The sequence below is a fragment of the Acetobacter orientalis genome, assembly GCF_000963965.1.
GTDB classification, from domain to species: Bacteria; Pseudomonadota; Alphaproteobacteria; order Acetobacterales; family Acetobacteraceae; genus Acetobacter; species Acetobacter orientalis.
On sequence record NZ_BAMX01000010.1, the window covers coordinates 143412 to 157676 of the forward strand.

Consider the following 14265-nt stretch of genomic DNA (forward strand, 5'->3'; position numbering starts at 1 on the left):
TTTCGGCAACCACTACTCTGTAATTTTTCCCACACCCTAAAGTAGGGGAAAAACCAACTAACCCATTTGTGGATCTGTAAAAGACGGCTGCCCGGTTTCTACCCGCCCAGCAAAGTGCCGCACAAAGCTGGCATGTTGGCGGTCTGTTACTTTTACATCGTACCACATGTGGCTTTTGCTTAAAGGCAGAGTAAAAATTTTGCTCTGCCCGGCAGCAAGGCTAAAGGCCACTGGCCGCGCCCCGGCAGCCTGCTGGCACACCACCTCTCGCACAACATGGCCCATATTCTTAACACGCACAGTCAAAGACGCTGTGCGGGCAGATACAGCATTTACGCTGGTGGTTACTTCTAGCCCCGCAGTATCGGCCCCACCACCAAAGTGGCGGTAAAAGCCGTTGGGGGCGTGTACATCAATGTCATACTGCCCATTTTCAAAGTCAGACAGCATAAAGGTGGGGTTCAGGCTCTCACCCGCGGCTACGGCGTATGTGCCAGCCTGCATGTCTGAGCGGCCACGCAGGTTACGGCAATAAATGTTAAACGGCGCACCGGCTGAGCGCGCACCGTGCTGTTTTTGGCCAACAGACAGCGCAATTTCAAACTGGGCGGCATCGGCACTTACGTTGCCTTCACAGGTTAGTTCGTATGGCAGAGCGCACGCTACACGTACCCCCGGCTCTTGCCAGAGTTTGTGTGCCAGTGCGCCCGGCTGGGCACGCAGTTGCTCTGCCTCTGCGCTAGAAACAAGGCTGTAGCCTGTTGGCAGGGGCTTGTTTTTAGCGGCCTCAATGGTGCGCAAAAATGCATCGCGGTTGTGGTAGGGCAGCGCTGGCACGGCGGGGTCATAGGGGCGGAAGCAAGACGTTAAATCGCCTGAAATTGCCCGCCGCCATGATGAGATATTGCTCTCACGCACCGGCTTGCCAAACTTACCTGCCACAAACTGCTCTAAAAAACGCAGCGTTGAGGAGTGGTCGAAAAGCTGAGAGTTAACCCACCCGCCCCGGCTCCAAGGTGAGGCAATAACCATAGGCACTCGAAAACCCAACCCAATAGGGCCAGAGCGTGCTTGCTCTGGCGTTACGCCGCGGGCCTCTTCTTCTGCCGCAGTTGTATATTCCAACGCCGCATCTGTAATGCTGGCTGAAGACTGGCCACTTTCTGGCTGCTGGGGGTTAGGGGCCACGTAAGAGCAGCCATGGTCAAAATAGCCGTCATTTTCATCGTAGGTCAGAATGAAAATGGTTTTTTTCCAAACCTCTGGGTTCTCGGTCAGAATATTCATGACCTCAGACACGTACCAAGCCCCAAACCATGCAGAGGTCGGGTGGTCAGAAAAATGTTCGGGCGCAGCCAACCAAGACACAGTTGGCAATTTGCCCTGTTTTACATCAGCCCTAAACTGCGCAAGCACATCGCCCTTAGGGGCCTGCATCTGGCCATCTGCTGTGCTTATGGCTTCAAGGCTTCTGTAATCTGGGTCAATTTTATTGGTCACAAACGCTTTTTCAAACAGCCCTTTTTCTTCAGCTGTTAAGTCTTCAAACGTTTGACCGGCTGCTTTTTTACGTTTTTTAAGAATTTTTAAAAGTTCAGAGGCTTCTTTCATCTGCTGCTGTTTTTTTTCAGCAGACAGCATTTCAAGCCCTTCCAGCTTGTCTATATGGTGGTGGCATTCTTCAATGCGTTCGTCTATCCAAGTATGGAAGCCGCTATTGGCATCAACCCTGAATTTATCAAAACATTCCAGCACATTGCACGAAAAGTTAGACAGCCACGCACGCTCTGCCCCACTCAGACCGCCTGTCTGGCTAATTTCGTTTTGGTAAAACTTCCATGGCACGCCAGCCTGTTCCAAACGTTCAGGAAAGGTTGTCCATGTCATGCCGCCTTCCAGAATTTCTGGGTTACGCATGTACACATTTGACCCAACCTTTTGCTGGTCTCGCACTGTGCCAGTCCAGAATATCAACCGGTTAGGGGTCGTGCTGGTCATGGCGCCGCAATAATTTTGGTCGCACACGGTAAAGGCATCTGCCAAGGCATAGTAAAATGGCAGGTCTTCACGGGTATAGTGGCCCATGGTTATGGGAATATTCTGGTAGCTTTTGTAGTGGGGGCGTTTTGCGTCCAGCCAGTTATTATGCTGCCCGCCGTTCCAAGCATCTACTTGGCTATTGCGGGTATGGGGTATCGACCCCATCCAGGTAATACGGCTGTCCTGAATATTCATGCGCCATGGCGTATATGTTTCACCGTTTTTGTCAGTTTGTACAAAAACAGAGTTACCATTGCTCTGGCGCAAAGCCCGTGGGTCTTTAAAACCACGCACACCTTGCAACGCTCCAAACACGTGGTCAAAAGAGCGGTTTTCCTGCATCAGAATAACCACATGCTCGGCATCTAAAAACGTGGTGCCCGGCTCTGGGGTTATAGCCGCAGCGCGTGCAATAGCGTCTGGCATGGCCCCTGCCACGCCTGAAGCCAGCGCGTATTTTAAAAAACTGCGTCGTGTTGTCATAACCCGCTCCGGTGTTGGCTTTGCCCTTTTATACTGCCCAGATACGCCCCTTGCCCACACCCACGAATACGCTGTAAGCAAACGGTTTTCTGTACTGTAATGGGCAAAAATTTGGGCGTGTTATAGCACCGCATAGCCCAGCTTTTATGACGTTTTGATGATATATTAAGCCCTCTGACTTTTATGTGACAAAGCCATAAAACACGGCATAGCCGCACTCTACCGCCATAATTATTTGGCCACCCACCCCACCGGCTTACACCACACCAAAACGTGAGGTGCCTGTTTTTGCATAGCAGCCATTATATCAATGACCTTCCTCTTGCAGGAAGTAACGTTGTCTTTTCGATGTAAAGAGCCTGCCATGTTTGCCCAGCCTCTTGTACCCGTAGGGAACAATCTTGTTCTCTCGTTTTTGCTTGCTGCTTCTCCTATTTTTGTCACGCTTATCATGATGGGGGTTTTACGCCGCCCGGCATGGCAAGCTACGCTTGGCGGCCTTGTTATAGGGCTTATCATGGCGGTAGGGGTATGGGGGCTGCCTGCAAAGCTGGCGTTTGCCAGCATGACCAACGGTATGGTCTTTTCTCTTCTCCCCGTTATGTGGATAGCGCTTAGCGCGCTGTTCCTCTTTAACGTTGCCATGCAGACAGGCCGTTTTGACGCCTTCCGTATGTGGATTTTGCAGCACCTGCCCAACGACCGGCGCGTTATGCTGGTTGTGCTCGGCTTTTGCTTTAGTGCGGCCCTTGAAGGGGTAGCAGGCTTTGGCACACCCGTTGCCATTACCAGCGCGTTGCTCATTATGCTGGGCTTTCCAGCACTTGAAGCCCTTACTTATGTGCTTATTTTTAACTCTGCCCCGGTAGCGTTTGGTGGTTTGGGTATTCCCATTACCGTTCTGGCCTCTATTACAGGCCTGCCAGCAACCACTCTCAGCAGCACCATTGCCCTACAGCTTGCACCCTTTGCCTGCCTTATTCCGTTTTACGTTATGGCGCTTTATGCGGGCTGGCGTTCTATTAAACAGCTTTGGCCAGTTTTACTGGTTGCCGGTGGCAGCTTTGCGCTTACCATGGTGCTGGTGGCTACGTTTGTCAGCTACAACCTCAGCAATGTGCTGTCTTCTAGCGTTTCGCTTATTTCTACCATTTTGTTCTTAAAAATCTGGTCACCTACACCAGACCCTGCTTACGCCATTGAAGAAACCCACCTTAAGCAAGCCCCCGCAAAAGCCGGTGCATGGCAAGGCCCACATTGGCAGGGCTGGATACCGTGGGTTGTGGTTATTCTGGTGGTTATTGTGTGGGACTCTCTGCATATTGCCAAAATTGGTGCCACCCCCATTCATTGGCCCGGTCTGGACAAGCAGGTCTTTATTTCTCTGTATCAAAAACCCTATGCTGCGGTCTGGAATTTTGAACCCCTTGGCACAGGCACCGCTATTTTTGTCTCTGCCCTGCTGACTGCATTGGCAACCAGAGCCACTGGCCAGCAATTTATGGCGGCATTACGCACCACAGCCAAACAAGGCTGGCTGGCGGTTATTACCGTAGCCTTAACCATTGGCCTTGCTTTTCTCATGAACTATTCTGGCATGACCTACACATTAGGCTATGCAGTGGCCTCTACGGATATGGTCTTCCCGCTTGTGTCTGTCTTCCTTGGCTGGATTGCCGTTTTCCTGACCGGGAGCGATACATCAGGCAACGCCTTGTTTGGCAACCTGCAAGTAGCAGCAGCACACCAGCTTTCGCTCGACCCGGTTCTGTTTGCTTCAGCCAACTCTGCCGGTGGGGTTATGGGTAAAATGATCTCGCCGCAAAACATTACAACCGGTGTGGCGGTTACCTCTCTCAAGGGGCAAGAGGGGGTTGTGCTGGCTCGTACATTCAAACACAGCCTTTTCCTTACCTTCCTTATGGGTTTGGTGGTTGTGTTCCAACAATATGTGCTGCACTAGGTTTTTATAAACTCATAGCAAAAGGGGTGGGGCCACATAGCCCCACCCCTTTTTTGTAAACAGCTATAAATGCCGCCCTAAAGCACGCGCGTATTAGTCAACCAATGGCTGCAGAATGTTTACGCTTAGCGGCTCTGCCACGCTGTCTTTCAAGCTATCAGCCAGTTTTTTAAAATGGGGTGTTTCCATGTGCTCTTGCAAAGCCTCACGGCTGGCCCAACGCTCAATAAAGTAAAATACCTGTGGGTCATCCAAATCGCGGTTTGGCACGTACTGGAAGTTTGTTGCCTCAGCACGTGATTCTGGCACACAGGCCACCATGGCAGCCGCAACGGTCTCTTCATGGCCTACTTTTGCCTTAATACGGGCAACGACCGTAATTTCTTGTGTCATATTCGGTTTTATCCCTCTTGCTAAGACTTAAACAAACTTAGCCTAAGGCAAACACCGTGCTCTGGCCACTCCTACCAGCTATCTTGTGCGCCACCGCCGCCTGAATCACCCCCGCCAGACCGAAAACCGCCACCAGAGCGCCCAGAACCACCACCTCTTGTCTGTAAAAAAATAGCAAGAATGTTCAGCAGAAAATTCAACCAAAACTCCCACCCCGGCCCGCTTGCTTGTGTGGTTGGAGCATTATAGCTGGGCTTTTGCAAAACCTGCCTGCGTGCACGACGCATAAGGTAATAAGGCAGCACAACCAAACATAGCACCGCCACGATAACACCCACGATACCTTTTAAGGCATCTTTTTGCTCTGCATCTGCAGTAAGTGTTGGCCCGCCTTCTGGAGCTTGTGCAAGCAAGCCTGCCACGGCACTTACTATACCATTTAATGCTGTAGCATAGTGCCCGGCTTGCAACGCGGGGCGGTTAGCACGCAAAATATCACTACTTTGTAGGTCTGTTAAAATGCCTTCAAAACCGTAACCAACCTCTATCCGGGCCTGCCGCTGTGCTATGGCCAACACAATCAGCACCCCGTTATCATCCCCTTTACGACCAAGGCCAGTGGCATGGAAAACATCGTTTGCATAGCTGGCTATATCTGCAACCTGTGCAGGTAGGTCTATAACAATTTGGGGGGCGCCCGGTAGTGTTTGCGACAGTTTCTGTAAACGTTGGGTAAGCGCTATTAGCTCAGCATCGCTTAACACATGTTGCGGGTCTGTTACCCAGTTTTGTAGCTTTGGGGGGTAGGGCACTTGGGCATAACCCAAGCTCCCCCCTATCAGCCATAGTGCCCCCACCACGAGCCCTATATATTTGGCCAAAGCCCGCCACCAAACACGATAACAACCCATTTTACCCACCTTTAGCGCCAAAAAAGGGTGCATGGCTTAGTGTTTGGAAAAATCAACAACAGGCGGTGTTTGGGCTGTGGCCGCAGCTTCGTAATAAACACGGGTATGAAAACCCATAAGCCCAGCAACCATGTTACCCGGAAAATGCGCAACGGTTTGGTTGTAAGCCAAAATAGCTTGCTGCAAGCGCTGCCGGGCCACTGTAATCCGGTTTTGAGACCCTTCTAACTGCGCCATAAGCCGGGCAAAATCTTGGTTAGCCTGCAACTGTGGAGACTGCTCAACCACGGCGTTAATGGCTTTAATTTCTTGCGCGTTGCGGGTCTGCGCATCCAGAATTTTCTGCTGGAGGGCGGCATCCCCAATTTTAGTAGGGTCTAGCGTATTTAAGGCAACCTCACCCGTGCGGGCCTGTGCGTAACGGGTGAGAGTATCTTGCTCATGGGTTGCGTACCCTTTTACGGTATTCACCAAATTGGGAATAAGGTCAGACTGGCGCTGCACCTCATTTTGCAACTGGCCTATCTGCTCTTGCACACTTTGGTCTGCTCTCATGAAGCGGTTATAACTAGAGCCCGCAACAAAAATGAGACCAATAAGGATTACCACTGGTAGAAGAAATTTTTTCATTAAAAAATCCCTAATTTATTTATGGAACTTGCAGAATAAATACTCAAAAGAACCATAAATTTATTTCAAGAGAGAATTTTTTACCAAACTGTTTGGTAAAAATATCTTAAAATGAAAAAATTATTTATACCCCCACCCAATACAGCAGGAAAACACCCAGCCATCTTGGAGCAAACGGCGCATCGCTTTATAGTCCGCCCAACTCTCTTTGCTGTTCTGTTCAACGCCTGCCTTTTTTCTTCCCTGCCTTACCCGGATATTAGCCTGCATGCTGCCTGTTTTGCTCTTTCCACAGTTTGACCCCGTATTGGTACACCTCGGGCCGCTGGCCATTCGGTGGTATGCCCTCTCTTACATTTTGGGCATTGTGCTGGGCATTACCCTGTTACGCAGGCTGGTTGTGCTCGCACCCCGTGTCGGCACCCCAGAACAAGCAGATGACTTTTTGGGGTGGGTTACACTTGGCGTGCTGTTGGGCGGGCGGCTGGGGTATGTGTTATTCTACCAACCCGGTTATTACCTTACCCACCCCCTCCTTATGCTTGAAGTCTGGCATGGCGGCATGTCGTTTCATGGTGGGGCGCTGGGCGTTATTGTGGCCATGGCGCTTTTTGCATGGCGTAACAAGCTCAATTTTCTTGCCTTTGCAGACCGGGCAACGGTTGCTGTGCCCATAGGCTTGGGTTTGGGCCGTATTGCCAACTTCATTAACGGAGAACTCTGGGGCCGCGAGGCCCCAGCCAGCCTCCCCTGGGCCATGATTTTCCCTGATGCGGAGGGGATCCCGCGCCACCCCTCCGAACTGTACGAAGCCTTAACCGAAGGGCTTTTGCTGTTTGTTGTTATGTTTGCTGCCTCTCGCAAATATAGCCTGCGTGAGCGGCCCGGTTTTCTAGCTGGGTTGTTTTTAACCGGCTATGGCTGTGCCCGCAGCTTTTGCGAGTTCTTCCGGGAACCGGATTCCTTTTTGGGCTTTTTACCCGGCGGCATTACTATGGGCCAACTATTGTGCATTCCCATGATTATTGCAGGCATTGCGCTTATGGCCCACGCACGGCGCACACCCCCTTATGCCGGCTTACCAGAACCCGACAATGCAGACACCAAACAGTCATAACCCTTCACACCCCCTATCCGCTGGGGCCGAGCGGCTTGATGTGTTTATGGCACGCGCCAATGCACAATATTACGCAACGCACCCCCTGCTATCTGACTTTGTTACCGCGCCAGAGCTCTCTCAGGTTTTTGGCGAACTCTTAGGCGCGTGGGCTGTTGCTGTCTGGCAAAGCATGGGCAGCCCAACCCGCCTTATTTTGGCCGAAGCCGGGCCGGGCCGAGGCACCCTTATGGCCGATGCCCTACGCGTTATTACCCGCCTTGTACCGGCAATGGCGCACGCTATAAACGTGCATCTGGTCGAAACATCACCCCTTATGCGCGCAGCACAAGCGCAAGCATTGCAGCCATATTGCACACCCCTATGGCACAGCCACCTTGAAACGCTGCCTAACGCCCCGCTTATTTTGTTTGCCAACGAGTTTCTGGATGCCTTACCCATACGCCAGTTTGTATGCTCCCCCACCACAGGGTGGCAGGAGCGTTATGTGCATAACGGTGCATTTATATGCCACCCCAGCCCCGCCCCAACCCTGCCAGATGGCAGAAAGTTTGAAGACGATACCGTGGTTGAAGTGTGCGAACCCGCTTTGCACTGCGCCCAGTTTCTGGCGCACCGCTTTACGCATACCCCCGGCGCCGCCCTTTTTCTCGATTACGGGCATTTTTCCTCTTTAACGGGTGACTCCTTACAAGCCCTGCGCCATACAAAACCCACCAACCCGCTCAAAACAGTTGGCGAGGCAGACCTAACCGCCTATGTTGACTTTACGGCATTTGCAGCAAGAGCCCGGCACGCAGGGGCCAGTGTTTACGGCGCCGTTACACAAGGGGCATTTTTACGCACACTTGGGCTTTTAGAACGCACAGAGCAACTGGCCGCCAGCACAAACGCCACTATGGCCAGCAAGCTCCGCACTGCCGCCCATAGGCTGGTTGCACCAGAACAAATGGGGCATTTGTTCAAAGTTCTGGCCCTTACCTCTCCTACCCTGCCACCGCCACCCGGCTTTATAAAAGGATCGGCTGCATGACCTCTGGCCCAGCTTCTGGTTTGCCCACTGGCGCGCCACCCCATAGCCAACAGCCCTCGCCCCTGACCAGCCCTTTGCTGGCGGGTACGCGGCACGGCTTCTTCACGCGTGAAGGCGGCGTGTCTGACGGGCCTTATGCCAGCCTTAACTGCTCTACCCGCTCGGGCGACGCGCCAGAAAATCTGGCTGAAAACCGCAGGCGTGTTGCCCATACGCTGGGTGTGCCAGCCACTGGCCTTGTCGGGGTTACCCAAGTACATGGCCCCCGCGTTATAACCGTAACTACCCCATGGCCCGCCGGTGCAGGGGCCGAGGCCGATGCCATGGTTACCACCCAACCCGGTGTAGCCCTTGGCACCATAACAGCAGATTGCGCCCCCGTGCTGTTTGCCACCACTAATGGCCAAATGGTTGGCGCAGCCCATGCTGGGTGGCGCGGGGCGTTAGCAGGCGTGCTTGAAGCCACAATAGACGCCATGCAGGCTTTAGGGGCAAACCTGTCTGATATTCGTGCCGTTGTTGGCCCCTGCATTGCCCAAGAAAGCTACGAAACGGGAGAGGATATGCGCCACGCCATTACCTCTGCCCAGCCGCTGGCCGCACGCTTTTTTGCCCCCGGCACCCGCCCCGGCCATTTTCAGTTTGATTTAGCGGGATGGTGTGTTTTCCGCCTAGAGCGTGCAGGCATAGGCCATGCTGCCGCGTTAGGGGTAGATACCCTGTCTGACGAAAAACGATTTTTTAGCCACCGGCGGCGTACACTGGCCGGTGGTGGCCCACTCGGCCACCAAATTTCTGCCATTACACCCGGAGTTGCGCCCTAATGCCCCGCCGTTTTTTACAGCAAAGCACCTTCCCGCTTGGCCTTTTGGTTTTACTCGCTGGGTGTATCGACGTACCACACCCCTTCTCCAAACCCGACAAAACAGCCCAGCAACTTGCTGCTCAAGCCCCCCCTGCTCGGCTAGACATACCCACCCCCACCACAGCCCTGCTACCAGAGGCAGGGGCGCAGGCATGGGCAAAAATGGTATCTGAGCAGCTTTTGCAGCAAACCATACCGGCCATGCCACAAGCCGTACGTAAAGGTGACTGGTGGCTGCAACTCCGTGCTGAAGTACGCGGCGATACGGTCGTGCCGCTTTACACGATCATGACCCCCAAAAACACGCCGCGCACCACACAAGAGGGCACGCCCGTTCCAGCCCAAGCATGGTCTAGCGGCGACCCCGCCATGCTCAACGCCGTAGCGCTTGATGCAGCCCCCCGTATTGCGGCAGCCCTTACCGGCATTCAAGCCGATGATATGGAAAAAGACCCACACAGCCTAAAACACCGCCCCGCCCGTGTGTATTTCCCCGGGGTTGTGGGCGCTCCGGGCGATGGTAATATTTCACTCGCTCAGGCTTTTACGTCTTTTTTCCGCAAAACGCCCGATACGCTGCAAAATTCGGCCGACAATGCAGACTTTACCGTAAAAGCCCATGTAACCCTGACAGATGGCCCAGCAGGCACAACTGGGCACCCACAACAACATATTGAAATAGTCTGGCAAGTGCTCGACAAAACCGGGAAAGAAGCCGGTGCTGCCACACAACTCCATGATATTGACGCCCACTCGCTCGACCATTTCTGGGGCGATGTAGCCGTAGTGGCCGCACAAGAAGCCGCCGCCGCAGTAGACCAAATTTTAGATCGGTATTCGGGCCGGGGTAACGCCCCTTTGGCTGAAAAGCCTAAAACAGACAGCACACCCCCCACACCGACCACCCCACAAAAACAATAGGCTTATTGCCTCGCACATAAGCAAAACCCCTGCTGGGCACGCTCGCCAAGCGGGGGTTTGGTTACCTGCAAAACTATTGTCAAACAGTGAGACATGTGTGCTGGCACACAGAGCTTGGGTTGAGCTAACAGCCCATTTTACGGCCCAAAACTCAGCAAAAACCCGAACACCCAGCACTCACCTTCAACCCCACACAACACGCACAAGCATGGTGTATTAAAAGGCTGCCGCACAAGTTGGGAGAAACAGCCCCAATAGTCGGGTTCGCTAGTAGCGGGTTACAATTATAGCCAGCAAAAACTACGTTTAGCCCCGGCAACGCAACGTAACCACCGTTACCCGCTCCACCGCAAAGCCACCTCTAGCCAGTACGCGCATTAAGAACGAGAGGTAGGAGACACCACAACACACCCGCTCAAACGGCGGCAGGCGGCCACTGCATCATCATGAGACAGGTTGGTAAGGCGCGCACGGTACAAGCGGCTTTTTTTAACCTGTACGGCAGCAATCTGCGCTTTAGCTGAAGAGAGCGCGCTGTTGGCCTTACTGCGTGCAGAACCGGTTGCTTGCTGCGCTAAAGAGGCAGAGCCAAATGCCCCAACCTGAATGGCCCAGTTACGCGGTTGGGCCGCACGGCTTTTGCTGCTTTGCAGCGGTGCTGGCTCTGCCATAGCGGGTGATACCAGATGCAAGCTCCGTGTAGGCGCTGTGGCCTGCGGTGCCTTTGTTACTGCTGCAACGCGCAAAATGGGGGCAGACAGCGTATCTTGCTCTACTGCGGGCGCATTGCTTTGCACCGTTGTCTCTTCTGCTGGGTTAGGTACGGGGTCAGAGGCATCGGTGGCTTGTGCAACCTGCACGGGTTGAGACGCCGTTGCTGCTTTTTCTGCTGCTAAACGCTGCGCCCAAACAGAGCTTACACTGTTGCTGGCAACAGCCGTTGCTTGTGCATGGGGCATGGGGTGCCAGTCTGCCCCATAACCATTCCCGCTTTCTGCTGTGTCAGAGGTAACTGGGGCAGATGTGGCTGGGCCAGACCCACCCCCCCCACGGTTAGACCAAGCCAAACGCACAGAATCCGTCTCGGAATTGGTTTGTATTGGTTTGTAAGACTGCGCCAAACTATCGTGGCTTGCGACAAGCAGGTCTGCCTGAGAGCGCGATGCTGGAGAAATGCCCACAATTTTGCGGCCAATAGAAGCCACATAATTGCGCGTCTCACGCGGTAGGGTACGGTTACGGGTTAAAAAGTCTTCAAGCCGCCCCGGCCCGGCGTTGTAAGCGGCCAAAAAGCCGGGCGAGCCATACACATCATACATTTGCCGAATATAGGCCGTACCCGCCATAATATTATCGTGCGGCTCGTAGGGGTCATCCCCTAAATTATATGTCGCCCTAATTTCATCGTAAGTGGGGGGCATAAGCTGCATAAGGCCCATAGCACCGGGTACCGAGGTAACAAACTGGCCGTTATGGAACAGCCTGCCACCAGATTCTTGCTGCATAACGGCCCGCACCCATGTTTCGGGCACGTCAAAACGGTTAGCGGCTTCTTTAATATACGGTCCCCATGGGTCTTCTGGCGGGCCGGGGGGAGCGTAATATGAGCGCGCATGCGCCCGGTATCGGGCGGCTTCATCTGCCACGGGCACACCGTTGGGCCTAGGCTGGCCAGCACAGGCCGCTAAAAGCATAAGCAGGCCCAAGGCGGGCAAAGTGCTCGCCACACGCCGCGCGGCCTTACGCCCAGAACATACAGGCTGAGAAGACAAATAAGACTGGAACCCGGCTTTCATGGCTACTATCCGCCCTGAGCTGTCAGTAACGAGCCCCGGCTTAAACAGAGTTCGTTTTGAGCACACATAAAAAGACAATCTACCCAAGGTGTATAACGCTCCGTTATGCCATGCAACATCTCTAAGCCCCCGCACTCTGCTGGGGTCTGTAAAACACAGCGGTAGCCCACCCCTGTTTGGTTGGCCTTTACGCACACCCCCGCGCATAATACGGCATACTCAGCCACAACAACCGGTTTTACGCTCACCTGTTTGTGCCCTAAGCTGCCAAAAAACACAGAGACCAACCACACGTGGTTTGATGCAGCGCCTTACCTTGTGGCTGTGCGTATTCCCTAATTCCGTTAATTCTATGGCAGGCTGTGCATGCTTCTTCTAAAATCTTTGCTTATTTATATTATTGCTGGTTTTGCTGAAATTGCAGGCTGCTTTGCAGCGTGGCTTTGGCTGAAAGAGGGGCGCTCGGCATGGTTATTGGTGCCGGGGCTGTGCAGCTTAGCCCTTTTTGCCCTTATTTTAACACGCATTGAAGCCGAGAGTGCGGGCAGAGCTTATGCCGCTTATGGCGGTGTTTATATTACCGCATCTCTTATCTGGATGCGTCTTGTAGAAGGCCGAACGCCTGATAAATGGGAACTACTCGGAGCTGGCATTTGCCTTGCCGGGGCGGGTCTTATTCTTTTTGCACCAAGAAATTAGGCTTTTAGAGCAACAGGGTGGGCACCAAAGCCCCCACCCTGCACCGTCTAAACTTTACATGCTCATAACGTAAAACAGAACCGCACCAAGGGTAATGGTTACTGGCAGCGTAAAGAGCCAAGCCAACCCAATTTTGGTTAACATAGCTGGGTTAATACCACTTCCAGAACCCACCATGGTGCCCGCAATACCTGCGGTAATAATGTGCGTGGTAGACACAGGCAGGCCGGTGTACCCCGCCGTTGCAATCAGGCCAGCACCCACCAACTCGGCAGAGGCACCCTGCGCAGGTGTTAGGTGTGTGTTACCAATTTTTTCGCCCAGTGTGTGCACAATGCGTTTGTAACCAATCATGGTGCCAACGCCCAAGCAGAGTGCGCTCAAAAGACGAACCCACCACGGTGCATATTCAACCGTTGGACGCAAAGTATTGCTAATGCTTTTGGCTGTTTTTTTATCTTCTGCTGGTGTTTGCGGGTTTACAGAAACAGCTTTTAGGCCCGCAATAACTTCATAAATATCGGCACGAAGCTGAGAGGGCACAACCTTGGCGGGGTCTGTGTTTTGCAAGCGCGCAACAGAGGCCACGGCTTCTTCACGCAGGCCGTCATGGTCGTATTTCTCAATTAATGGGGCAGCAATAACAGCCTGTGGCGCCACCTGTGCAATATGCGGCGCAGCATTGGGGCTGAGCGCAAATGTAGCAGGCAAAATACCAATAATGGTGAGCATAATCAGGCCAATGCCTTTTTGCCCGTCATTGCTACCGTGTGAAAAGCTAACGCCTGTGCAGGTCAGAATAAGCAGGCCACGCACAAAAGCATGTGGTGGTTTTTCGCCCTGTGGCGGTTGGTATAGCTCTGGGTTTTTCACAAACAATTTCATGAGTGTGTAAAGCACCCCAGCGCCAACAAGCCCCAGAATGGGAGAAATGGCCAGCGTGGTCAGAACTTTCCAAACCTGCGTCCAGTCAACACTGTTGCCCAAAGAGCGCGTGTGCAGCCATGCATCACCAATGGCAATACCAATAAGAGCGCCAATAACGCAGTGCGAGCTGGAGTTGGGAATACCAAACCACCAGGTAAACAGGTTCCATGCCAATGCTGTGCCAAACAGCGAGATAAGCATGGGTACGGCGGGGTCTCCGTTGGGGGGGGAGAGCACATCAGCCGGAAGCAGTTCAACAAGGCCGTAAGCCACGCTAATACCGCCCGCCAAAACCCCGATGAAATTCATCATCCCAGACCACATAACTGCGACCTTGGGCTTGAGGGAGTGCGTGTAAATAACTGTCGCGACAGCGTTTGCTGTATCGTGAAAGCCGTTTACGAATTCAAACACGCACACCAAACAAAAACAGACGGTGAGCGCTATGATAGAAAATGTTGAGTAAGGAGCAAAATGCAGCATGTGG

Annotated in this window: 12 protein-coding genes; 6 read left to right on the plus strand and 6 right to left on the minus strand. The window is 53.2% G+C overall.

Features of this window, described 5'->3' with window-relative positions; translation table 11 throughout:
• Positions 1–57: 57 nt before the first annotated feature.
• Positions 58–2523, minus strand: coding sequence for a phosphocholine-specific phospholipase C (locus Abor_RS04350; RefSeq protein ID WP_048840603.1), 2466 nt, complete (start codon positions 2521–2523; stop codon positions 58–60).
• Between the two features lie 364 nt (positions 2524–2887).
• Here Abor_RS04350 and Abor_RS04355 point away from each other — a divergent pair, with 364 nt between their 5' ends.
• A complete protein-coding gene (locus Abor_RS04355) occupies positions 2888–4486 on the plus strand; it encodes an L-lactate permease (protein ID WP_048840604.1) in 1599 nt (532 codons plus the stop codon).
• Positions 4487–4579: 93 nt separating this feature from the next.
• Here the strand turns inward: Abor_RS04355 and Abor_RS04360 are convergent, their stop codons facing one another.
• From Abor_RS04360 to Abor_RS04370, 3 genes are all read right to left on the minus strand, one after another.
• Positions 4580–4879 carry a putative quinol monooxygenase gene (locus tag Abor_RS04360; protein WP_048840605.1) on the minus strand — a complete coding sequence of 100 codons (300 nt, stop codon included), beginning with the start codon at positions 4877–4879 and terminating at the stop codon, positions 4580–4582.
• Positions 4880–4950: 71 nt separating this feature from the next.
• Positions 4951–5790 carry a TPM domain-containing protein gene (locus Abor_RS04365; protein WP_158319717.1) on the minus strand — a complete coding sequence of 280 codons (840 nt, stop codon included), beginning with the start codon at positions 5788–5790 and terminating at the stop codon, positions 4951–4953.
• A 36-nt stretch (positions 5791–5826) separates the two neighbouring features.
• The gene (locus Abor_RS04370; RefSeq protein ID WP_048840607.1) at positions 5827–6420 is read right to left on the minus strand and encodes a LemA family protein; all 594 of its coding nucleotides are present in this window, start codon (positions 6418–6420) and stop codon (positions 5827–5829) included.
• 268 nt (positions 6421–6688) lie between these two features.
• Here Abor_RS04370 and lgt point away from each other — a divergent pair, with 268 nt between their 5' ends.
• The 4 genes from lgt to Abor_RS04390 are packed head-to-tail and all read left to right on the plus strand — an operon-like array spanning position 6689 to position 10356.
• Positions 6689–7537, plus strand: coding sequence for a prolipoprotein diacylglyceryl transferase (gene lgt / locus Abor_RS04375; protein ID WP_048840608.1), 849 nt, complete (start codon positions 6689–6691; stop codon positions 7535–7537).
• A complete protein-coding gene (locus Abor_RS04380; RefSeq protein WP_048840609.1) occupies positions 7515–8570 on the plus strand; it encodes a class I SAM-dependent methyltransferase in 1056 nt (351 codons plus the stop codon). The genes lgt and Abor_RS04380 overlap by 23 nt, the downstream gene beginning before the upstream one ends.
• Positions 8567–9394, plus strand: a complete 828-nt coding sequence (gene pgeF, locus Abor_RS04385; protein ID WP_084594368.1) for a peptidoglycan editing factor PgeF — start codon at positions 8567–8569, stop codon at positions 9392–9394. Before Abor_RS04380 ends, pgeF begins: the two co-directional genes overlap by 4 nt.
• Positions 9394–10356 carry a hypothetical protein gene (locus Abor_RS04390; protein WP_048840610.1) on the plus strand — a complete coding sequence of 321 codons (963 nt, stop codon included), beginning with the start codon at positions 9394–9396 and terminating at the stop codon, positions 10354–10356. Before pgeF ends, Abor_RS04390 begins: the two co-directional genes overlap by 1 nt.
• Positions 10357–10733: 377 nt before the next feature.
• On the opposite strand, the gene Abor_RS04395 is transcribed toward Abor_RS04390, so the two are convergent.
• Positions 10734–12152 carry a lytic transglycosylase domain-containing protein gene (locus tag Abor_RS04395; protein WP_084594369.1) on the minus strand — a complete coding sequence of 473 codons (1419 nt, stop codon included), beginning with the start codon at positions 12150–12152 and terminating at the stop codon, positions 10734–10736.
• A gap of 366 nt (positions 12153–12518) precedes the next feature.
• Between Abor_RS04395 and Abor_RS04400 the strand changes: the two genes are divergently transcribed.
• Positions 12519–12851, plus strand: coding sequence for a YnfA family protein (locus Abor_RS04400; RefSeq protein WP_048840612.1), 333 nt, complete (start codon positions 12519–12521; stop codon positions 12849–12851).
• Positions 12852–12905: 54 nt separating this feature from the next.
• Here Abor_RS04400 and Abor_RS04405 read toward each other — a convergent pair whose 3' ends face one another.
• Positions 12906–14261, minus strand: a complete 1356-nt coding sequence (locus Abor_RS04405) for an inorganic phosphate transporter (RefSeq protein ID WP_048840613.1) — start codon at positions 14259–14261, stop codon at positions 12906–12908.
• Positions 14262–14265 lie beyond the last annotated feature (4 nt).